Genomic DNA, 22,293 nt, shown 5'->3' with positions numbered 1-22,293 from the left:
ACCACCCCTTAATGTCACAGTGACACTAAGGGGTGGTGCGACGCCGTCGCAAGGCCTTTACCTGCCTCGCGGACCTAGAGCTCGACCTCACGCATCAGCATGCCGACCTCGGTGTTGGTCATCCGGCGCAGCCAGCCCGACTTCTGGTCGCCCAGGGCGATCGGGCCGAAGCTCGTCCGCACGAGCTTGTCGACCGGGAAGCCGGCCTCCGACAGCATCCGGCGCACGATGTGCTTACGGCCCTCGTGGAGCGTGACCTCGACGAGGTAGTTCTTGCCGGTGTTCTCCACGACCCGGAAGTGGTCGGCGCGGGCGTAGCCGTCCTCCAGCTGGATGCCGTCCTTGAGCTGCTTGCCCAGGTCGCGCGGGAGGGGGCCCTGGATCGCGGCCAGGTAGGTCTTCTTGACGCCGTAGCGCGGGTGCGTCAGACGGTGGGCCAGCTCGCCGTGGTTGGTGAGCAGGATGATGCCCTCGGTCTCGGTGTCCAGCCGGCCGACGTGGAACAGCCGCGTCTCACGGTTGGTGACGTAGTCGCCCAGGCACTGGCGGCCGTCCGGGTCCTCCATGGTGGAGACCACACCGGCCGGCTTGTTCAGCGCGAAGAAGAGGTACGACTGGGTGGCGACCGTCAGGCCGTCGACCTTGATCTCGTCCTTCTCCGGGTCGACCCGGACGCCCTGCTCCATGACGATCTGGCCGTTGACCTCGACCCGCGCCTGGTCGATCAGTTCCTCGCAGGCCCGCCGCGAGCCCATACCGGCCCTGGCCAGCACCTTCTGCAGGCGCTCGCCCTCCTGGTCGCCGAACGTCTTGGGCGTCTTGACCTGCGGCTTGTCGTGGCGGGCGCGGTTGCGCTCCTCCACCTGGGCGTCGTACTCACGGGGCCGCGCGGGCGCCTGGCCGCGGCCGCGCTGCGGGCCGCCGCTCTTGCCGCCCGGGCGTCCCTTCGCGGCGGCGCCCGTACGGGGACCGCCCTTGGCACCACCGCGGGCCGCCGCGCCCCGGCTGCCGCCGGACTTGGGGGCGCCGCTCTTGGGGGCGCCGCTCTTGGGGCCGCCGCCCCTGCGCTCGTCCTTACGGTCCGACGAGCCACCGGAGCCACTGGTTCCGCCGACGTCGTAGCGGCGCTCCTCAGGACGGGGGCGGCCAGCGCGCTGCTGCTTCTCGTCCCGCTGGTTGCCCGCGCCGCGGTAGTTGCCCCGCCCGCTGTCCCTGTTGTTCCTGCCGCTGCTTCGCATCAATGATCCGTCTGAGAGTCGCCGCTGTCGTCTACGTCGAACGACGGGATACCTTCCGGGGAGTCACCCTCGACCGCCTCCGCCTCCGGGAGGAACGGTGCGAGCTCAGGGAGCTCGTCCAGGCCGCGCAGGCCCATCCGCTCCAGAAAGTAATTCGTCGTCCTGTACAGGATCGCACCTGTTTCAGGTTCCGTCCCCGCCTCCTCCACCAGGCCGCGCTGGAGGAGCGTGCGCATCACACCGTCACAGTTCACGCCGCGTACGGCCGAGACTCGGGAACGGCTGACCGGCTGACGGTACGCGACCACGGCCAGAGTCTCCAAAGCCGCCTGCGTGAGCCGGGCCTGCTGCCCGTCCAGGACGAAGCTCTCCACCGCGTCCGCGTACGCGGCACGGGAGTAGAACCGCCAGCCCCCGGCCACCAGCCGCAGGTCGAAACCGCGCCCCTGGCGGGCGTAGTCCTCGGACAGCTCGCGCAGCGCCAGCGCGACCGCCCGGCGGGGCCGCTGCAACACCCTGGCCAGGTGTTCCTCGGTCGCGGGCTCGTCGACGACCATGAGGACCGCCTCCAGCGCGGGCTTCAGCGCCAGCTCGGCCACGCCCAGCGCCCCGGCCGGCGCCTCGGACCGCTCCCCGGGGGCCCCGCCCGCCACCTCGCCCGGACCGGACGCCGCCTCCGTGATGTCGTACGTCCCGCTGCCGGCCACGCCGCTCATGCCCGCTCCTTCGCTGTGTGCTCGCCCTGTTCCGCCCCGGCGGCGCGCTGCCCCGGTTCCTGGTCGAACTCGTCCGTGACCACCGGCTCGGCCCCCTCCGCACCCGTCCACCGGACCGTGAGCGCCCCCAGGGCCTCCTCCTGCTCCAGGACCACCACCCGCTCCCGGTAGAGCTCCAGCAGGGCCAGGAAGCGCGCCACGACGGTGAGGGTGTCCGGTGCGTCCGCGCACAGATCCGCAAAGCCGGCCTCGCCCGCCTCCCGCAGCCGCGCCATCAGCACCTCGGCCTGCTCCCGCACGCTCACCAGCGGCGCGTGGATGTGGTCGACGTAGACCTGCGGCCGGGCCTTGGGCTGCATCGCCTTCACCGCGAGCTTGGCGAAGCCCTCCGCCCCGGTGCTGATGACCACCTCGGGCAGCAGCTCGGCCAGGTACGGCTCCAGCCCGACCGTACGGGGGTAGCGCCGGGCCTCGTCGGTCAGCCGGCCGCTGAAGATGTCCGCGATGCGCTTGTAGGCGCGGTACTGCAGCAGCCGGGCGAAGAGCAGATCACGGGCTTCCAGGAGCGCGAGGTCGGCCTCGTCCTCCACTTCGGCCGCGGGCAGCAGCCGGGCCGCCTTCAGATCCAGCAGCGTCGCCGCGACGACCAGGAACTCCGTGGTCTGGTCCAGATCCCAGTCCGGCCCCATGGCCCGGATGTGCGCCATGAATTCGTCGGTCACCTTTGACAGCGCGACCTCGGTGACGTCCAGCTTGTGCTTGGAGATCAACTGCAGGAGGAGGTCGAAGGGGCCCTCGAAGTTCTCCAGCCGGAGGGTGAACGTGCCGTCGCCGGTCCCGGGGGACGTCCCGCCGGGAGGGCCGTCAGGGGTGCCCTCGGGGGCGTTCCCGGGGCTGTCCCCGGGGGCCTCTTCGGGGCTGTCCGCGGGTACGTCCGCGGGGACGTCGTCCGGTGGCGGCGGCACATCCGGTGCCACCGGCCCCGCGGCGGCCCCGCGCCCGAGGGGTCTGCGGGCGCGGGGCGCGGGGGCGTCGTCGTTGGTCGTCGGCATCGCGGTCGGTCCATGGTGCTGTGGTCCCGTGCCGGGGGCGACGGGCTGGTCACGGGCGGGACAACCCGCCGAGGAGGCAGGCTATCCCGCGGCAGCGCGCGAGCGCCGGTCCCGACGCGGCCGGTCCCACGCGGCGTGACGTTTCCGCAGCGCTTCGGCACCAGGGCACCACACCACCCGCCCCACCACGGCATCCGCCACCGGGAAGCGCCGCCACCACGGCGAGCGGTCACCCCGCAGGCACCTGTTGGGTGCCGGACCGGCCGCGCCCCACGCATGCGCCGGGGCCGGGCGTCAGCGCCCCCGCAGCCGCCGCACCAGAATGCTGGCGTCGCCGCGCGACTCCAGGTCGGCGAGGACGACGGCGACCGCCTCGCGGACGATCCGGCCGCGGTCGACGGCGAGACCGTGCTCACCGCGCAGCACCAGCCGGGCGTGTTCGAGGTCCATGAGCTCCTCGGCGGAGACATAGACGGTGATCTTCTCGTCGTGCCGCTCCCGGCCACTGGGGCGGCGGTTGGCGCCGCGGGAGCCGCCGCGCCGGCGGCCCTGGCCACCGGCCTGTGCCGTCGCCGCGGCCGCGTCCGAAGCCGCCTGGCCGCCCTGGCCCGCCTGCGCCCGGTGGCCCTTGGCGGCGTCGCCGTCGTTCTCCCGGCCGCCGTGCTCGGCCGGAGGGCCGACGGCGGGTACCCGGGGCGGGGTGGCCGGTCCGCCGTCACCGGCCGTCGCCGCCGGGGTGTCCCAGCCGCCGCCTCCGGACCGTCGCTGCCGTACCGCGGTGGCCGTCTCCGGCCCCTCCTCCGCCGTATCGGGCTCACCGGCCGGTGCGGGTACCCGGGGCGCCTCGCCGCCGGCCGTGGAGCCGTTCGCCGAGCGGCGGGGGCTGGAGGGCTGCAGCCCCCCTCCCCCGGTGGTGCGGAACAGTTCGTCGGCTCCCGGCAGACTCACTCGGCGTGACACCGGGCGAGCACCTCCCTGGCGAGCTGGCGATAGGCGGCGGCGCCGACGGAGTTGGAGGCGTACGTGGTGATCGGTTCGCCCGCGACGGTGGTCTCGGGGAAGCGGACCGTACGGCCGATGACGGTGTGGTAGACGTGGTCGTCGAAGGCCTCGACGACGCGCGCCAGCACCTCACGGCTGTGCACCGTGCGGGAGTCGTACATCGTCGCCAGGATGCCGTCCAGCTCCAGTTCGGGGTTGAGCCGTTCCTGGACCTTTTCGATCGTCTCGGTGAGCAGCGCGACACCGCGCAGCGCGAAGAACTCGCACTCCAGCGGCACGATGACCTTGTGAGCCGCCGTCAGGGCGTTCACGGTGAGCAGACCGAGGGAGGGCTGGCAGTCGATGACGATGTAGTCGTAGTCGGCCAGCAGCGGCTTCAGGGCGCGCTGCAGGGTCGACTCGCGCGCGACCTCACTGACCAACTGCACCTCGGCAGCTGACAAATCGATATTGCTGGGCAGCAGGTCCATGTTGGGGACCGCGGTCTTCAGGAGCACTTCGTCGGCCGCCATGCCCCGCTCCATGAGCAGGTTGTAGACCGTCAGGTCGAGCTCCATCGGGTTGACGCCGAGTCCGACCGACAGGGCGCCCTGCGGGTCGAAGTCGACGAGCAGCACCCGTCGTCCGTATTCGGCAAGCGCGGCACCCAGGTTGATGGTCGAGGTGGTCTTGCCGACCCCGCCCTTCTGGTTGCACATGGCGATGATTTTGGCGGGGCCGTGGTCGGACAGCGGTCCCGGGATGGGGAAATAGGGAAGCGGGCGCCCGGTCGGGCCGACGCGCTCCCGGCGCTGGCGCGCGGCGTCCGGCGCGAGCGTCGCGGCGTATTCGGGGTCGGGCTCGTACTCCGCGTCCGGATCGTAGAAGTGCCCCTCGGGCAGGTCGTCGTAGTCGGCGAGACGGGCGGGTTCTCCACTGCCCCGGTCGCCGGCCATGGCGTTCACGTGATGGCCGTCCATGCTCTGGTGGGCTGTCGTGGAAATGCTCTGATGGGCTGCGAAGGTGTGGACCGCAACGGAGCCGACAGCCTCGCGCCCCGAGGGACCCTGGTCCCCTGCAACCGCTCCTGGTTGACCACCCCCGGGAGTAAATGTCGACTCATTCACAAGTCGTCTTACCTCCTTGGATGGGACCAGGAAACTTTATCGATAGGTCAGCGTGGCACCATGCCGACGGTTGGCGACTCTATGGCGTGTCGGGCGTCCGCAGCAACACAATCCACCGGACCCGGCACGATGTGTCGGTAACCGGACCCCCGATGTCAAGGGCGCACGTGGCGTCGGACCGAAGTTTCCGGGGTGCGCGAAACGGCTAAAGGGTCACGTTCGCGGCGAGTTGGGGGCCGGCGTTCCGGAACGCAGTGTTCCGCACGCCACCCATGCGACCGGCCGGGCCCTGTCGACAAGGCCCGGCCGGATATGCAGCGTTGACGCGCTTCGTTGACGTCTCAGCCGAGGAGCGTGCGCAGTTCGACGTGCTCCAGGCCGTGCGCCTCGGCGACGGGGCCGTAGACGACCTTGCCGTCGTGCGTGTTCAGGCCCTTGGCCAGCGCCGGGTCACGGCGCAGCGCCTCGACCCAGCCGCGGTTCGCCAGCTCCACGATGTAGGGCAGCGTGGCGTTGGTGAGCGCGTGGGTGGAGGTGTTCGGCACCGCGCCGGGCATGTTGGCGACGCAGTAGAAGACCGAGTTGTGGACCGCGAAGGTCGGCTCGGCGTGCGTGGTGGGACGGGAGTCCTCGAAGCAGCCGCCCTGGTCGATCGCGATGTCGACAAGAACACTTCCGGGCTTCATCTTGGCGACGAGCTCGTTGGTGACCAGCTTCGGCGCCTTGGCGCCGGGGATCAGGACGGCACCGACGACGAGGTCGGCCTCGACGACGGCCTTCTCCAGCTCGTAGGCGTTGGAGACGATCGTCTGCACCTTGGTGCCGAAGATCTTGTCGGCCTCGCGGAGCTTGTTGATGTCCTTGTCGAGCAGGGTGACGTGGAAGCCGAGGCCCACGGCGATCTGCAGCGCGTTCCAGCCGGAGACGCCACCGCCGATGATGACGGCCTTGCCCGCGTGGACACCGGGGACACCGCCGGGCAGCACGCCGCGGCCGCCGGCCTGGCGCATCAGGTGGTAGGCGCCGACCTGCGGGGCGATCCGGCCCGCGACCTCGGACATCGGGGCGAGCAGCGGCAGCTGGCGGCCGGCCGTCTCGACGGTCTCGTAGGCGATCGCGGTGGTGCCGGACTCCAGCAGCGCGTCGGTGCACTCCCGGGAGGCGGCCAGGTGCAGGTAGGTGAAGAGCGTCTGGTCCTTGCGGAGGCGGTGGTACTCCTCCGCGATCGGCTCCTTGACCTTCAGCAGCAGGTCAGCGGTGCCCCAGACCTCGTCGGCGGTGTCCAGGATGGAGGCACCGGCGGCGACGTACTCCTCATTCGTGATGGAGGAGCCGGCGCCGGCGTCCTTCTCGATGAAGACCTGGTGGCCGTGGCGGACGAGTTCGTTCACTCCGGCGGGCGTGATAGCCACGCGGAACTCGTTGTTCTTGACCTCGCGGGGGATGCCGACCTTCACGTCGATCACGGTCCTTGAAAGAGAGGGTGCAGGAGGAATTATCCCCTCATGCGTTGCATGACGGAACTGACCGCGCCGAACGCGGCCCGGCCAGTCTATTGAAGGAGCTCTCGTTGTCTAGCCTTGCAAAGCATTAATTTCCGCGAGAAGCACCACCGATTTCGCAGGCTACTGGGAGTGATCTTCGAGAAGGCGCTCCCCCACGGCCCGGTGGAGCCGTGCCGCGGCCGGGTCCCCGAGGCGTTCGAGGGTGTCCGCAATCCGTAGTTGCAGTGCCGCCTCCAGTCGTCCGTCGCCCGCTTTCCTGGCGATGCCGAGGGCTTCGAGACAGGTCCGCAGCGCCTCCTCGGGCCGCCCCGCGTACTCCTGCACCCGGGCCAGCTCACCGGTCGCCCGCGCCTGGCCGGCCACCTCGCCGGTCCTGCGGTACGTGCCGACCGCCGCCCGCCAGGCCTTGAGCGCTTCGCCCCACCGGCCCGCGTAGGTGTGCGCCTGGCCGATCCGGCCCTGCAGCCGCGCCGCGTCGCCGCTCTCGCCGCGGGCCAGCCGCAGCTCCAGAGCCCGGCCGTACCAGTCGGCGGCCCGCTGCCAGTCACCCAGCGTGGTGTACGTACCGCCCAGCGACTCCAGCGCCCGGCCGGTCGCCACCGGGTCCTGCACCGAGCGGGCCGCCTCCAGCGCACCCCGGTAGCGGGTGAGTGCCTGGGAGGTGCGGCCCGCCTGCCCGTCCAGGTCCGCGAGGTTCAGCAGGGCGGCGGCCTTCTCCCGCGGCAGCCCGCGCCGCTCGGCGACCCGGAGCACGAGGGTGTGCAGCGCATAGAGGTCCGGCGCGGCGGCCTCGGGGCCCTGGTGCGCGAGCAGCGTGCGGGTCAGCGCGGCCATCAACCGGCGGTCCAGCGTGTCGAGTTCACCGTCCGCGACGGCGATGGCGGCGGCGTCGAGCAGCGCACCGCGGCGGGTGTGCAGCCAGTGCGCGGCAGCGGCCTTCGAGGAGAAGCGCAGCGAGCGCGGCAGCCCGGCGACCTTGTGCCGCGCGGGGGAATCGGCCGGCTCGGCCATCGCCCGGCAGGACTGGAGCAGCCGTACCGTCCGCTCCAGCATCCGGGCGCGGGCCAGCTGGATGTCGGCCGGGCGCTCGTGTTCCGGGAGCAGGTCGCGCGCCAGCGGGGCGAGGCAGCCGGGCAGGCGGTACTGCGGCCGCAGGGCCGGGTCGGGCGCACCGTCACCGGCGGCGGCCCCGTCGTCCTCGGCGCCGGCCGGCCGCAGCAGGCCCAGCGCGGTGAAGTCGCCCAGCATCGTGGCGGCCGACGCCACCGAGCAGCCGGCCAGGGCGGAGGCGATATGGGCGTCCACGAGACCGGCCGGTGCCAGGGTGATCAGCCGCAGTAGGCGGGCGGCGGGCGGCGGCAGGGCGTCATGGACGAGCCGGAAGGCGCGGTACAGCGGGCGGGCGCCGGTGGGCAGGTCCTCGGGCAGCGCGACGGCGTGCAGCGCCTGGTACAGATCGGCGACCGAGGACATGGGGCGGGCGGCGAGCCAGGCACCGGCCAGCACCAGCGCGGCGGGCTGGCCGCCGCACACCTCGGCGACGCTGTCGGCGGTGCGCGGGTCGACGGTGATCCGGGTCGGCCCGGCGTACCTGCTGAGCATGTCGACACCGGCCGCGCTGTCCAGGCCGCCCAGAGTGCACGGCCGGACGTCCGAGATGCCGGTCAGCGGCCCCTGCGAGACCACCACGACCAGACAGCCGGGGGCGTCCGGGAGCAGCGGTTCGACCTGTTCGGCGCCCGGTGCGTCATCCAGGAAGAGCAGCGCGCGACGCCCGGCGAGGGCATCGCGCAGCTGCTCGGTCAGCTCGTCCTCGGCGGCGCCCGGCACGGCCTCGAGGCCGAGCGCGGCCAGCAGCTCCCGCGCGGTGCGGCCGGTGTCGGCCGGTTCGCCGCCCGGTCCGGTCAGTGTGGCCCGCAGCACTCCGTCGGGATGGCCGTCCGCCAGCTCGTGCAGCAGCTCCTCGGCCAGGGCCGTCCGTCCGGAGCCGGGACGGCCGGCGATCAGCAGCACCCGGCTGCGGGCGCCCTTGCGGCCGGAGAGGGTGTCCAGGCCGGCCCGCGCGATATCGGCGTGCAGTGCCTTGAGCTCACGGCGGCGGCCGGCGAACCCGCCGGTGCCGGGCGTGGTGGCGGTCGCACGGGCGGCGGGGCGGGCGGCGGGGCCGTCTCTGCGGGCCCCCGGCGCCCGCTGTCCGGGTGCCGCCGTGGCAGGCCCGTCCGCCATCTCCGGCGGGAGGTGCTCCCCGCCCACCGCCTGATCCGTCACCGGTCACGCTCCCGTCCACCTGCGCGTACGTGTCCGCCGCTGGGACGGAACGCTGCCGAGCGTAGTTCACGGGCCGTCACCTCCCCTGCAGAGCGGGGCGGTTGCGTCACCCGATCGGATCGGTGGATCATCCGACCGGCTCGTGGCGGGACGGGGCGGCGGGCGCGGCGGCTCAGGCCTCGAAGGGGCGGGCCGGCCACGGGGCACCGGCCGGCCGCAGCGCGTCCAGGCCCTCGCCCCCCTGGGCGGCGGTCAGCGCCAGCACTCCCACGACGAGGCAGTTGTTGTGCAGCTCACCGGCGAGGACGAGGCGGACCAGCTCGTCGTGCGGCACCCGGGCCAGCTCCATGTCGGCCTCCTCCTCGGAGACCTCGAACCGCTCCCCCTCGGCCTCGGACAGACCACGGGCGAGGAAGATCCGTACGGCCTCGTCGCAGCCGCCGGGCGTGGTGTAGACATCGGTCAGCACCCGCCAGTCCGCGGCCTTGACGTGCGCCTCCTCGTACAGCTCGCGCTGCGCGGCGTGCAGCGGGTTCTCACCGGGGATGTCGAGCAGCCCCGCGGGGATCTCCCACAGCCGCCGGCGTACCGGGTGGCGGTACTGGCGCAGCACCAGCACCCGGCCCTCGTCGTCGAGGGCGAGGACGGCCACGGAACCGGGGTGGACCTGGTAGTCGCGGGTGACGGTGGAGCCGTCCGGCATGACGACCGTGTCGGTGCGCACGCTGGTCTTGTTCCCGGTGAACGGCGTCGTGGTCGCGGTGACCGTCCACTCCTCGGGGGTGTCCTTGATCGCCATGGCGCGTCCTCCTGTGTGTTGCCTGTGCCAACGCAGAAACCGGGGCACGACCTCGAAGAGGCCGTACCCCGGCAACCGTATCCGCCGCGGTGTTCCTTACTTCGCGGTGCCCGTCTTGCGCGCGACCGCGGCCTTCACCAGCCCGGCGAAGAGCGGGTGCGGGCGGGTCGGACGGGAGCGCAGCTCGGGGTGCGCCTGGGTGGCGACGAGGTAGGGGTGCACCTCGCGCGGGTACTCGACGTACTCGACGAGCTTGTTGTCCGGGGAGGTGCCGGAGAACTGCAGCCCGGCCTTCTTCTCCAGCTCACCGCGGTAGGCGTTGTTGACCTCGTAGCGGTGGCGGTGGCGCTCCTCGACGTAGGGCTGGTCGTCGTAGACCTCGCGGACGATGGAGCCCTCGGCGAGCTTGGCCGGGTACATACCCAGTCGCATCGTGCCGCCCATATCGCCCTCACCCGCGACGATGTCCATCTGCTCGGCCATCGTGGAGATCACCGGGTGGGCGGCGGCCGGGTCGAACTCGGTGGAGTTCGCGCCCTCGATGCCGGCCAGGTTGCGGGCCGCCTCGATGACCACGCACTGCAGGCCCAGGCACAGGCCGAGCAGCGGGAGCTTGTGCTCCCGGGCGTAGGTGATCGCACCGACCTTGCCGTCGACACCGCGGTCGCCGAAGCCGCCGGGGATGCAGACGGCGTCGCAGTCGTCGAGCTGCGCGGCGGCGCCGGCCGGGGTCTTGCAGTCGTCGGAGGTGACCCACTTCAGCTTCACGCGGGTCTTGTTCGCGAAACCGCCGGCCCGCAGCGCCTCGGTGACCGAGAGGTAGGCGTCGGGCAGGTCGATGTACTTGCCGACCAGCGCGACCTTGACCTCGTGGTCGGGGTTGTGGACGCGGTCGAGCAGGTCCTCCCACTGGGTCCAGTTCACGTCGCGGAACGGCAGGTCGAGCTTCCGTACGACGTAGGCGTCCAGGCCCTCGGTGTGCAGGACCTTGGGGATGTCGTAGATCGACGGGGCGTCGATCGCGGCGACGACCGCGGCCTCGTCGACGTCGCACATCAGCGAGATCTTGCGCTTGATGGCGGTCGGCACCTCGCGGTCGGCGCGCAGCACGATCGCGTCGGGCTGGATACCGATGTTGCGCAGCGCCGCGACCGAGTGCTGGGTCGGCTTGGTCTTCAGCTCACCGGAGGGGCCGATGTAGGGGAGCAGCGAGATGTGCACGACGAAGACGTTGTCCCGGCCGACCTCGTGGCGGACCTGGCGGACGGTCTCCAGGAACGGCAGCGACTCGATGTCGCCGACCGTGCCGCCGACCTCGGTGATGACGACGTCGACGTCCTCGGTCGCCATCCGCCGGATGCGGTGCTTGATCTCGTTGGTGATGTGCGGGATGACCTGCACGGTGTCACCGAGGTATTCGCCGCGCCGCTCCTTGGCGATCACGGTGTTGTAGACCTGGCCGGTGGTGACGTTCGCGCTGCCGTCGAGGTCGACGTCGAGGAAACGCTCGTAGTGACCGATGTCCAGGTCGGTCTCGGCGCCGTCGTTGGTGACGAAGACCTCACCGTGCTGGAACGGGTTCATCGTTCCCGGGTCGACGTTCAGGTACGGGTCGAGCTTCTGCATCGTGACCCGCAGGCCCCGCGCCTTGAGGAGAGCACCCAGGCTGGAGGCGGTGAGCCCCTTGCCCAGCGAGGAGGCGACGCCCCCGGTGACGAAGAGGTGCTTGGTCGTCGTGGATTTGGGCGGCATGGCCAAGAGGGAGCTCCCGTGGTCGCGAGGTGGAGAGGTGCGAAGCGGCGTGGGGCCTGGGATTCAGGTGCCGTCGCTGCGGTTCGGGGGTGCCGTGACTTCTGCCGTGACATCTATCTGCGTCCCACCGGTCCACGGGGTACCAGGCTATCAGCGACCGGGCATGGTCGTGTCCGGCCGCACGGGGAATCCGGCGGCGGCGGTTCCGGATGACGCTGTCACGTGACGGAGGCCACCCGTTTGGACCGCATTCACTCGTCGCGAGGGTCGCGCGGATCACCCACGTGCGTCGTATCCTGCTCGGACACTCGCGACGAGCCGCCCGGGAAGGCAGCACCCTCCCCCAGCTACCGCTGGACGGTGCCCCCAGCCCGATTTCCGGTCCCGCTGCTCGGCGACGTTTCATGGGCAGGACGGACCGATTCATACGTCCCATGGGGGGCGTGACTCCAGTTCGACGGGAGATGCACGTGGCCGGGCGCATCGAGGACTACGCACTTATCGGCGATATGCAGACCGCCGCTCTAGTGTGCAGGGACGGCACGGTCGACTGGCTGTGCCTGCCGCGCTTCGACTCCCCGGCGGTCTTCGCAGGGCTGCTGGGCACGGAGGAGCACGGATTCTGGCGGATGGGGCCGGTCAACGGCCCCGGGGGGCGGCCCGCGCCGGCCGACCGCCGGCGCTACCGGGGCGATTCGCTCGTCCTGGAATCGGAGTGGGACACCCCGCGCGGCACCGTCCGCGTGATCGACTTCATGCCGCCCCGTGACGGGGCGCCGCAGCTGATCCGCATCGTGGAGGGCGTCAGCGGCCGGGTCCCGATGCGCTCGCAGCTGCGGATGCGGTTCTCCTACGGCTGGGTCGTGCCCTGGGTGCACAAGATCGACGACCGTACGGTCGCGGTGGCGGGCCCCGATTCGGTGTGGCTGGACACCGAGGCGGAGACCTACGGCAAGGACCTGACGACGTTCTCCGACTTCACCGTCTCCCCGGGCGAGCGGATCGCGTTCACGATCAGCTGGGAGCCCTCCCACAAGCCGCCGCCGGCCGTGGCGGAGCCCGAGGCGTCGCTGGAGGCGACCGAGGAGTTCTGGCGCGAGTGGGTCGAGCACTGCACGTACCACGGCCCCTACCGCGACGCGGTGGTGCGCTCACTGATCACGCTCAAGGCGCTGACGTACGCGCCGACCGGCGGGATCGTGGCGGCGCCGACGACCTCGCTGCCGGAGTGCATCGGCGGCGTGCGCAACTGGGACTACCGCTTCACCTGGCTGCGGGACGCCGCGATCACCCTGTCCTCCCTGCTGCGCACCGGCTACCGCGAAGAGGCGCGGGCCTGGCGGGAGTGGCTGCTGCGGGCGGTGGCCGGCGATCCGGAGAACCTGCAGATCATGTACGGCATCGCCGGTGAGCGCGAACTCGGCGAGAACGACCTCAACTGGCTTCCCGGATACGAGAATTCCCGTCCGGTACGGGTCGGCAACGGCGCCGCCGGACAGCTCCAGCTCGACGTCTACGGCGAGGTCACCGAGGCGCTGCACCTGGCGCACATGACGGGCCTGGCCCGCAACGACTACGCCTCGCTGCTCCAGCTCAAGCTGATCCAGTGGGTGGAGAAGCACTGGGACGAGCCGGACGAGGGGATCTGGGAGGTCCGCGGTCCGCGCCGGCACTTCGTGCACTCCAAGGTCATGACCTGGGTCGCGGTCGACCGCACGGTCAAGCTGATCGAGTCCGGGGACGTCGACGGGCCGCTGGAGCGCTGGAAGGACCTGCGCGAGACCATCCACCGGGACGTCTGCGAGAACGGCTACGACAAGGAACGCAACACCTTCACCCAGTCCTACGGCTCGCAGGAGCTGGACGCCTCGCTGCTGCTGATCCCGCAGATGGGGTTCCTGCCGCCGGACGACAAGCGCGTCATCGGCACCATCGAGGCGATCCAGCGGGAGCTGTCCACCGAGGACGGCTTCGTGCTGCGCTACCCGACGTCCGGTGAGGACGACCTCGGGGTGGACGGCCTGGAGGGCGAGGAGGGCGCCTTCCTCGCCTGCTCGTTCTGGCTCGCCGACGACCTCGCGATGATCGGCCGGGTCGACGAGGCCCGCAAGCTCTTCGAGAAGCTGCTCTCGCTCCGCAACGACCTGGGGCTGCTCGCCGAGGAGTGGGACCCCAAGGCCAAGCGGCAGGTCGGCAACTTCCCGCAGGCGTTCAGCCATGTTCCGCTGATCGACACGGCGCTGCGGCTGACGGCCAGCGGGGCCTACGGAGGCTAGCGCCCCCTCGGGGCGCCGGCCTCCCGGAGTTCTGTGGTGCCGTCCGGCGTTCGGGCGGCACCTACCTCTTTGTCAGGTTCTCTTTGCCGGTTTCTTTGTCAGAGGTCAGAAGGGGGTCAGGGTGAGGGTGATCTCCTTCGGGGCGCCGTCCTCGATGTAGGAGGCGAAGCCGGCGACGTCGTCGAAGGCGAAGCCGTAGGCCTTGCCGTCCCTCGTGGCGGCGTGCATGGCCTTGGCGTAGTGGTGGGTCGGTTGCTGCCGGTAGAAGGCGGCCGGATCGGTGGTGGGCTGCCGCGCCTGTGAGGCGAGGGTGGAGCGGTTGAGGGCGGCGCCCAGGATGGCGGCGACCGGGCCGCGGATTCCGTCATCGGGGGCCGCGAGGGTGCCGTCGCAGAAGAGGACGTCGCGGGTGGACGGCTGGTCGAAGGAGACCGTCCCGCCGGGGGCGCCCCCACCCCGGCCCTTGAGGCCTCGGGGGACGGTGAAGGAGAGCTTTCCGCGCTGACCCGGCCGGTGAAGGTGCCTGCGTCGGTGGTGACGGTCAGGTCCTTGCCCGCGTAGACGGACCAGGCCTCGTCGATCGCCGGGGCGAAGTGGTCCGCGGCGAACAGCCCGCTGTCCAGGCCGTGGCCGGGGGCGATCACGCGCCGGTCGCCGATGACCAGGCGGTCGAAGCCCTCGGCGGCCCGGACGTCGGAGAAGACCGTGGCGCGGGCGCCGTCCTTGAGCTCGCCGGTGGCCTGCTTCTTCGCCCCGGTGAGCTCGATCGCCAGCGGGACGCTGAACATGTCGACCATCGTGGTGTTGCAGAACATCCCGCCGGAGTTGTACGTGAACTCGGCGCAATCGTGGAGGACGTCGTAGTTGGGGTCGGAAGCGACCCAGCCCGCCGGGTAGGCGAGCGCGGCCTTGCCGTTGCCGTCCTCGACCGCCTTGAACTTGAGCTTGCCGCCCAGCGCGGTGTAGATCCGGCCGGACATCTGCGGCAGCCGAAGGGTGGTGGTGCCGCTCGCGGCGAGCGGTATCGCGTAGTCGGTGTAGCCGTCCGGGCCGTTGTCGGCGAGCGCGACGGGCCGGAGTGCGCCGTCCGGGGTGACGTGCACCTGCTGGGTGCCGTCGTTGCCGACGACGTAGATCCAGACCGAGGAGTTGGCGTAGGCGCCGGAGCGGTTGACCACGTGCAGGGGCATCGAGGCGGCGGTCCGGGCGGGTGGCACAGGGGCGGGGGCGCCGAAGGCACGGGCGGCCGACGCGATTCCGGAGGCGGTGGCGGTACCGGCGGCGAGGCCGCCGAGCAGGCTGCGACGAGTGATCACGAGGCGGCTCCCTGCGAGGCGGGCTCCTGCCGCCTTGCCGCCGCTCGTGGACAGGACTTCCCGGGCCGATATCTCATGCTCATGACACTCTTTCCGGCAGTGGGGGGTGGGGAGTTCCTTGGGCCATCCAGCGTGAGAGCGCTCTCATATCGTGCGCAGTGAACCCTGCCGACTCGATGGGGCACCGTCAAGCCATCGCGGGGAAAAAGGAGTTGGAGAAATGGAGAGCAGTGGAGAGGAGTGGATGGTGGCCGATCCGAACCGGCCGGGGCCGCGCCCGACGCTGGAGGCGGTCGCCGCGCTCGCCGGGGTCTCCCGCGCCACGGTGTCCCGCGTGGTCAACGGCGGTGCGGGCGTACGGGCCGCGGTCCGCGAACGCGTCCACGAGGCGGTCGCCGCACTGGGGTACGTACCGAACAGCGCGGCCCGCTCCCTGGTCACCCGCCGCACGGGAGCGGTCGCCGTGGTCATCACCGAGCCCGAGGCCCGGGTCTTCAGCGACCCGTTCTTCGGACGCCAACTGCGGGGCATCAGCCGCGAACTGGCCGCGGCCGACACCCAGCTCCTGTTGATGCTCGTCGAGCGGCCCGCCGACTACGACCGCATCGGCCGCTATCTGTCGGCCGGGCATGTCGACGGCGCGCTGATGTTCTCGCTGCACCGCGACGACCCCCTGCCGGCCATGGCCGAGCGCGCCGGGCTGCCCACCGTCTACGGCGGCCGGCCCGGCTGGGCGGGCGCCGACCGCGCACCCCGGCCGCTGTACGTCGACACCGACAACCGCGACGGCGCCCGCCAGGCCGTACGCCACCTCCTCGGCCGCGGCCGCCGCCGGATCGCCGTGATCACCGGACCGCTCGACCAGACGTCGGCGGAGGACCGGCTCGACGGCTACCGCGATGCGCTCGGCACACCGGAGCCGGACCCGCGGCTGATCGCGGACGGCGGCTTCACCGCGCAGGGTGGTGAGCGGGCCATGGGCAGGCTCCTCGATGCCGTACCGGACCTGGACGCCGTCTTCGTCTGCTCCGACCTGATGGCGAGCGGCGCGCTGCGCACGCTCCGGGCCCGCGGGCGGCGGGTGCCGGACGAGGTGGCGGTGGTCGGCTACGACGATCTGGAGCCGGCGGCCTGGGCGGATCCACCGCTGACCACGGTGCGGCAGGACGTGGAGGAGATGGGGAAGCTGATGGCCCGGTTGCTGCTGAGGCTGCTGGATCCTCGGAAGCCCGCGGGGGTGGGTGGTGCAGACGGAGCGGACGGGCCGGATGGCGCTGACCGGGCGACGGGAGGGGAGCACGGGCCCGGGGCCGGTCCGGCGGAGCTCGCGCCGGTGATCACCAAGGCGCGGCTGGTGGTGCGGGAGTCGGCATGAGGGCGGCGGTGGGCGCGGTCCTCGCCGGGACCGTGCCCCTGCCCCGCTCTGCCCCGTGCGGCGCGGCACCGCCGTTCGGACCGCGCTGCTCCGCACCGCGGAATACGGGTACCGTTCCAGGTCATGGGGCCGGAAGCGAAGATCGAAGCCGAGATCACGGTACGCAGGGCACTGGAGCTGCCCGCGCTGCGACGCGGTCTGCCGGAGGTCCTGGCCGGCGAGGACCGGCTGGACCGTCCGGTGCGCTGGGTGCACGCGGGCGAGGTCCCGCATATCGCCTCGCTGCTCAAGGGCGGCGAGCTGCTGCTGACCACCGGGCTCGGCCTGGGGGCCCGGCCGTCCGAACAGCGCGCCTTCATCCGTAAGCTCGCGGACCGCGAGATCGCCGCTCTCGTCGTGGAGCTGGGCTCCCGTTTCGCGTCCCTGCCGGCCGCACTGGTCGACGCCGCACGGGACTGCGGACTGCCGCTGATCCAGCTGCACCGCGAGGTCCCGTACGTCACGGTCACCGAAGCGATCCACACCGAGATCATCAACAGCCACTATGCGCTGCTGCGGCGTGCCGACGAGGTCCTGCGGCGCTGCACGGATGTGCTGCTGCGGGGCGGCGGCGCTCCCGAGGTGCTGCGGCTGCTGGCCGTCTTCACCGGCAACCCGCTCTGCCTGGAGGCCCCCGACGGCAGCCCGCTCTACGCCGCGGGCCCGGACGCCGCCGACGGCCCGGCGGACGCCGACCCGCTGCTGGCCTGGGAGGGCCTGCGCGACACCGGCGTACGCATCGACGTTCCCGGAGGGGGGTCCCCTCGTTCGAGCGGAGCCGAGAGCGGGGGAGGCCCCGGACCGGACGCGGTCCGCGCGCGGCTCGTGCTGCTGCCCGTCAACGCTCCCCTGGCGCCGGTGCACCGGATCGCCGCCGAGCGCGCGGCCGACCTGCTGGCCGTCGTCATGCTCCAGTCCCGCCAGGAGGAAGTGCTCGCCGCGCGCGGCCGCGGCGACTTCCTCGCCGACCTGGCGGAGGGCCGGGTCTCCGCCGCCGAGGCGCCCGGCCAGGCCCGCCTGCTGGGCTTCCGCTCCGGCACGGACCCCGTGCTCCCGGTGGTGATGCGGCTGCCCGCCGGCCTTCCCTCCCCCGGCAGCTGGGCGCTGCTCGCCCAGGCGCTGCGCGAGGAACTTGCCGCCCTCGGGGTGCCCGTGCTCCTCGGCGTACGCCCCGTGGAGGGCCGGGTCCCGATGCTCATCGCGCTGCGCGCGGGCCAGGACCGCGATGCGCTCGCCGACCGGATCGCCGACGCGCTGCGCGCCGGAGTCGTCCGCACCGGCCTGGACCGGCCGGCCGCACACCGTCCGGTGGTCGTGGTCGGCACACCGGGCGACTGGGCGGCGGCGGGCCCCGGCCTGCGGCACGCCACGGAGGCGGCGGCCGCGGCCCAGGGGCTGCCGGAAGCGCCCTGGTACGACGCGCGCCGCCTGGACATCGAGCTGCTGCTGTGGCGGATGCGCGAGCACGGCGAGCAGGGGGTGCTCACCGACTTCGTGGAGCGCGCCATCGGGCCGCTGCTCGCCCATGACCGTGGTGCCCGTCAGCCGCTGCTGCCGACGCTGGAGGCCTATCTGGCCAGCGCGGGCCGCAAGGCGGAAACGGCCCGCGACCTGAATGTGAACCGGCAGACGCTGTACGACCGGCTGGCCCGTATCGCTCAGCTGCTGGGCACGGACCTGGACGATCCGCAGACGGTCCTGGGCCTGCGCCTGGCCCTGCGCGCCAGGCGCCATACGGACACGCCGTAACGGGCGGCGGGCCCGGACGCATCCCGCGGCCGTGCCCGGCCGCCGCGATACCTCGCTGCCGCGACGCCTCGGCTACGCCGGCTGCACCGGCTGGGTCAGTTCGTCGTAGACGCTGAGGACCTGGGTGACGGTGTCGTTCTCGCTGGGCCAGCCGGCGGCTTGGTCACGGCCCGCCGCGGCGAGTGCGTCCCGCCGTACCGGATCGGCGAGGAGCGTGAGCACCGTACGGGCCAGGGCGGCGGCATCGCCGTACCGCACCAGTTCGGCGGCGCGGCCGACCAGTTCGCGGGTGCCTCCGGTGTCGGTGGCGACCAGCGGCACCCCGGCGCGCAGCGCCTCCTGGGCGATCAGCGAGCGGGCCTCCCACCTGCTGGGCAGCACCACCAGGTCGGCGGCGGCGAGGAGTTCGGGCACATCGTCGCGGCGCCCGAGCAGCTGTACCGGCAACTGCTCGACGTCGATCCGCCGCTGCAGTGCCGCCCGCTGCTCGCCCTCCCCCGCGATGGCGACCAGCGGCTGCGGGTCGAGCGCGCACCAGGCGTGCGCCGCGTCCAGCAGCAGGTCATGCCCCTGGCTCGGGTCGAGACGGCCGACCGCGAGCAGCAACGGGCGGTCCACCGCGCCCAGTTCGGCCCGCTCCTTGCGGAACATCCGGTCGTGGTTCCCGGGCTCGTCCGGAGCGCCGGCCGACCGGGGGCGGGGAATCGCGACCGGCGCGAGCCGGGCATCACGCGCGCCCCGCTCACGCGCCCGGTCCACCAGGTCGGAGCACGCCCCCAGCACGACGGCCGCCGCCCGCGCCACCCGCCGCTCCATCAGATGCATCAGCCCGGCCCGCGCGCCCTCGATGTGGGCCTTGGTGTGCCAGGTGATGACCAGGGGGACCCGCCGCCCGCCCCGCGGGCCGCGCAGTCCGCGCAACGCCATCGAGGCACGCAGCCCGGCCCGCAGACCGTGCGCATGCACGAGGTCGGCATCCCAGCAGGCGCTGCGCAGCGAGGCCACGCTCGCCGGATCCGTGCGCGGAGGGACATGCACGAACCGCGCGCCCGCGCCGCTGAAGTCGTAGGCCTCCTCGGATTCCGGGGTGGCGCAGACGGTCACCCGCACCCCGCGGGCGACGAGCCCTTCGGCCAGCGAGCGGACGTGCGCGGCGCTGCCGGCGCTGCCGTGCCCCAGCACCTGGACCGTGCGCAGCGGCGACAGCCCGTGCGCCGAGGTCGGGGTGCTGATCACGTGGTCGGGGCTCCTGGGTCGGGGGCGGGACGGGCCGTACCGGCGAGCCGGTCCGTGTGCTGCGGGGTGCCGCGACGCGGACGAGCGGCCGCCCGCCTGTCCGGCGGACGGGCAGGACGGGTCGGGCACGCCCGACAGGACGGACGAGCACACCCGCGACTGCGCACCGCGCCCAGGATGCCAGCACCGCGATGTCAATTCGGCACCCTCAGCCCGCCGTTCCGGTGGGAAGTCTCACCCCGGCACCCACCAGATCACCCACATGGGCGACAAACCGCCCGCGCGAATCAACGGCTCGTTCGAGTGAGTCCGCTTCCTGGAGTGCGCCTGCGCCACGGCAAGGGGCGCGTACGCCGCCGGCCGGAGCGCATGGGTGTGTGGCCGAAGCGGCGGGCCGGGGGAGGTGGTGCTCGGGAGGCCCGGGGGCTCCGACCCCCTTCCCCCGGCCTCTCCCCCGCGAACTCAGACCGCCGCTGCCGCCCGGCTGACGCGGTCCCCCGCGGCCGCGGCGGCGACCAGCGCCGCGGCGTGTGCGGCCAGTCCCCGGCGGCCGTTGTCCGTGGCGATGGCGAGGCCGAGCGCCGCGCCGAGGGCGTGCGCCCCGGAGTCCCCGATCATCGTGCGCTCCCCGAGGTCATCGCCGATGACGGCCGCCGCGGCCCCCATGGGCGCCGCGGACAGCGGACCCGCCGGACCCCGGCGCAGCAGCCCGGGTGCTCCGATGGCCAGGACGGCGCCGGCCGCCCGGCCCGGCCGCACATCCAGGAGGTTCACCAGGTGGGCCGAGCCCGCGATCACCACACCGGCCAGGAGCTTGTCGGCCGGACGCTCCTTGAGGAGGGCCCCCGCCGCGAGCCCCGCGGCGCCGATCCCGAACAGCTTCACGGCGCCGCTGGTGACTTCCTTGTCCCGGAGTGCCGAGAGATGCGCCCGGAATCCGCGGCGGGGGTCATCCGCGCCGAAGACGTCGTCGTACGCCCCGCAGCCCCCGGCGGCCAGTACGGCCAGCGCCGTGGCGGCCCGGGTCCGGGCGGGCAGCCCCGGTGCGGCGGCGGCGGCGAGCGCGGTACCGGTGGCCGTGGCGAGCCCGGCGTGCAGATCGACGGTCCGGCCGGCGTAGTTCTTGCGCTCCCACCGCGCGGCACCACCCGGCGGCCGCTTCCGGAGTGCCGTATACGCGGCCCTGCTCACCCCGGCCGCCCCCAGGAGAACCGAGATCCGCCCCAGCACCCCGGTACCTGCCACCGCCACCATGCCGCTCCCCTCGCCCGGCACCGTGCCGCGCTCAACTGCCGTCACCCTAGAGCGCTTCACCCGTTTACCCGGCGGACGGGACGGCCCGCTCAAGGGAGACACCCCCTAGGACACCCCTGGGACACCCCCTAGCCCTGCCGGCCCTTCGCCCCGGCCGTCACCGGCCGGTCCTCGTGCAGTTCGGCGAAGAGCTTCTTCGCCTGCGGCGCGTCCCACTTCACGGCGCTGCCCTTGCGGGTCTGGAAAGCGAGGCTGGAGACGGGGACATGGAGGCGGGTGCCGTTGCCGGCCGCGACGCTCTTCATCGCTTCGAAGAGCGACGTGAGGTTCCACAGGCTCATGTTCTTGTCGACGATGAGGGTGTCGAGGCCCGCGTTCATCGTGGGGTAGACCTTGGCCGGGTTGAGCAGGATGCCGGGTGTGGCCGACTTGTGGGAGAGCGCGGCCAGGAATTTCTGCTGGTTCTGGCCGCGGCCGAGGTCGCCCTGAGCCTCTTGGTGGCGCTGGCGGACGAATGCGAGCGCGGCGCGGCCATCGAGCGTGTGGCAGCCCTTGGTGAGGTTTTCGCCGGACTTCTTGTCCTTGACGGCCTTGTCCAGGCACATCGGCACCCCGCCGACCGCGTCCACGATGCCGACGAAGCCCGCGAAGCCGAGTTCCGTGTAATGCCCGATGCGCAGGCCCGTGTTCTGCTCGATGGTCCGTACGAGCAGTTCGGGACCGCCGCGCGAGAACGCCGCGTTGAGCTTGTCCTTCGACGCGGAGTAGTGCTTGCCGGTTTCGGGGCGGATGTACGGCGGGATGGTCACCCAGGAGTCGCGCGGCAGGCTCATCATCGTGGTGCCGTGGGCGCCGGTGTGCAGCAGGATCATCGAGTCGGTGCGGCGGCCCGCGTCCGCCGAGCCGCCGGTGTGCAGGTCCTTCAGCTGCTTTCCGGAGAGGCCCTGGCGGCTGTCGGAGCCCACGATCAGGTAGTTGGCGCCCTTGCCCGGTGACGGCCGGGCGGCGAGCTTGCCGAGGTCGACATCGCGCTCCAGCTTGGTGTCGGCCCACGTGTAGGTACCGACGGAAGTGAGCAGGGCCACCACGACCAGGAGGCCCGAGAGGCGCAGGATCCGGCGGCGCCGGGTGGGACGGGTGGCCGCGGGCCGGGTTCTTCTGCGCGCGGGCCCACCGGGTCCGCCTGGTTCGCCCGGTCCGCCGGTCGAGCCCGGCCCGCCGTACGAACCGTCCCCGCCGGGCGGGAACACCGGGTCGGCCACGGGAGCGTCGGTCGAGGCCAAGGAGACCGCGGCATACGGGTCCTCGCCGCCCGGATGGCCGGGCAGCGGCCTGGCGGCGACCGGCTGCGGCGCGTACGGGGCGGGCTGCCATATCTGCCCCGTGAGGGCATGCGCCGCCTCGGCTTCGCCGCCGTGACGGCGGGTGTCGGGGGACCACTCCAGCCAGTCGTTCATGGGCGGACAGTCTGCATGCTCACGAGCCCTTCACCAAATGGCCCGGAATTCCGCACCAAAGGAGTGGTTTTTAGGGGAGAAAAAGCGGATTTCATGCGTGGCGGGGTGACGATGCGGACGAGGTCTTCGCCCGGGAACCGGGGTCCCTGGCAC

General features: G+C 72.5%; 15 protein-coding genes and 1 pseudogene. 3 read left to right on the top strand and 13 right to left on the bottom strand.

What is annotated here, in order from left to right; genetic code table 11:
• Positions 1–74 precede the first annotated feature (74 nt).
• The 9 genes from ABZ851_RS33870 to ABZ851_RS33830 all read right to left on the bottom strand — a co-directional run bounded on the left by ABZ851_RS33870 (position 75) and on the right by ABZ851_RS33830 (position 11,438).
• Positions 75–1,238, bottom strand: coding sequence for a pseudouridine synthase (locus ABZ851_RS33870; RefSeq protein WP_361136008.1), 1,164 nt, complete (start codon positions 1,236–1,238; stop codon positions 75–77).
• Positions 1,238–1,954: an SMC-Scp complex subunit ScpB gene (scpB, locus tag ABZ851_RS33865; protein ID WP_361136005.1), complete on the bottom strand. Its 717-nt coding sequence runs from the start codon at positions 1,952–1,954 to the stop codon at positions 1,238–1,240. Before scpB ends, ABZ851_RS33870 begins: the two co-directional genes overlap by 1 nt.
• Positions 1,951–3,006, bottom strand: a complete 1,056-nt coding sequence (locus tag ABZ851_RS33860) for a segregation/condensation protein A (RefSeq protein WP_361136002.1) — start codon at positions 3,004–3,006, stop codon at positions 1,951–1,953. Before ABZ851_RS33860 ends, scpB begins: the two co-directional genes overlap by 4 nt.
• Before the next feature lie 294 nt (positions 3,007–3,300).
• Entirely contained in the window at positions 3,301–3,966 is a 666-nt protein-coding gene (locus tag ABZ851_RS33855) for a hypothetical protein (protein WP_361135999.1), read from the bottom strand.
• Positions 3,951–4,967: a ParA family protein gene (locus ABZ851_RS33850; RefSeq protein ID WP_129297091.1), complete on the bottom strand. Its 1,017-nt coding sequence runs from the start codon at positions 4,965–4,967 to the stop codon at positions 3,951–3,953. The genes ABZ851_RS33855 and ABZ851_RS33850 overlap by 16 nt, the downstream gene beginning before the upstream one ends.
• Before the next feature lie 488 nt (positions 4,968–5,455).
• Positions 5,456–6,571, bottom strand: coding sequence for an alanine dehydrogenase (ald, locus tag ABZ851_RS33845; protein ID WP_336053292.1), 1,116 nt, complete (start codon positions 6,569–6,571; stop codon positions 5,456–5,458).
• 168 nt (positions 6,572–6,739) lie between these two features.
• Positions 6,740–8,887, bottom strand: coding sequence for a tetratricopeptide repeat protein (locus ABZ851_RS33840; RefSeq protein ID WP_361135996.1), 2,148 nt, complete (start codon positions 8,885–8,887; stop codon positions 6,740–6,742).
• A 172-nt stretch (positions 8,888–9,059) separates the two neighbouring features.
• Positions 9,060–9,686 carry an NUDIX hydrolase gene (locus ABZ851_RS33835; RefSeq protein WP_336053225.1) on the bottom strand — a complete coding sequence of 209 codons (627 nt, stop codon included), beginning with the start codon at positions 9,684–9,686 and terminating at the stop codon, positions 9,060–9,062.
• A 96-nt stretch (positions 9,687–9,782) separates the two neighbouring features.
• The gene (locus tag ABZ851_RS33830) at positions 9,783–11,438 is read right to left on the bottom strand and encodes a CTP synthase (RefSeq protein ID WP_361135993.1); all 1,656 of its coding nucleotides are present in this window, start codon (positions 11,436–11,438) and stop codon (positions 9,783–9,785) included.
• A 464-nt stretch (positions 11,439–11,902) separates the two neighbouring features.
• Here ABZ851_RS33830 and ABZ851_RS33825 point away from each other — a divergent pair, with 464 nt between their 5' ends.
• Entirely contained in the window at positions 11,903–13,714 is a 1,812-nt protein-coding gene (locus ABZ851_RS33825) for a glycoside hydrolase family 15 protein (RefSeq protein ID WP_336053290.1), read from the top strand.
• Between the two features lie 105 nt (positions 13,715–13,819).
• Here ABZ851_RS33825 and ABZ851_RS33820 read toward each other — a convergent pair.
• Positions 13,820–15,030: pseudogene (locus ABZ851_RS33820) on the bottom strand (beta-1,3-glucanase family protein).
• Between the two features lie 244 nt (positions 15,031–15,274).
• On the opposite strand from ABZ851_RS33820, the gene ABZ851_RS33815 reads away from it, so the two are divergent.
• On the top strand, positions 15,275–16,405 hold the full coding sequence (locus ABZ851_RS33815; RefSeq protein WP_361136167.1) for a LacI family DNA-binding transcriptional regulator: 1,131 nt from the start codon (positions 15,275–15,277) through the stop codon (positions 16,403–16,405).
• A gap of 123 nt (positions 16,406–16,528) precedes the next feature.
• A complete protein-coding gene (locus ABZ851_RS33810; protein WP_361135990.1) occupies positions 16,529–18,193 on the top strand; it encodes a PucR family transcriptional regulator in 1,665 nt (554 codons plus the stop codon).
• Positions 18,194–18,265: 72 nt separating this feature from the next.
• On the opposite strand, the gene ABZ851_RS33805 is transcribed toward ABZ851_RS33810, so the two are convergent.
• The 3 genes from ABZ851_RS33805 to ABZ851_RS33795 form a co-directional block, all read right to left on the bottom strand.
• Entirely contained in the window at positions 18,266–19,429 is a 1,164-nt protein-coding gene (locus ABZ851_RS33805) for a glycosyltransferase family 4 protein (protein WP_361135987.1), read from the bottom strand.
• A gap of 462 nt (positions 19,430–19,891) precedes the next feature.
• Positions 19,892–20,683: a hypothetical protein gene (locus ABZ851_RS33800; RefSeq protein WP_361136164.1), complete on the bottom strand. Its 792-nt coding sequence runs from the start codon at positions 20,681–20,683 to the stop codon at positions 19,892–19,894.
• A gap of 128 nt (positions 20,684–20,811) precedes the next feature.
• Positions 20,812–22,140: an LCP family protein gene (locus tag ABZ851_RS33795; protein ID WP_361135984.1), complete on the bottom strand. Its 1,329-nt coding sequence runs from the start codon at positions 22,138–22,140 to the stop codon at positions 20,812–20,814.
• Positions 22,141–22,293 lie beyond the last annotated feature (153 nt).

It is taken from the genome of Streptomyces sp. NPDC047049 (assembly GCF_040643995.1).
Lineage (GTDB): Bacteria > Actinomycetota > Actinomycetes > Streptomycetales > Streptomycetaceae > Streptomyces > Streptomyces mooreae.
The sequence above is the reverse complement of the archived record's forward strand: the minus strand, read 5'-3'. Positions and strand labels throughout refer to the sequence as shown.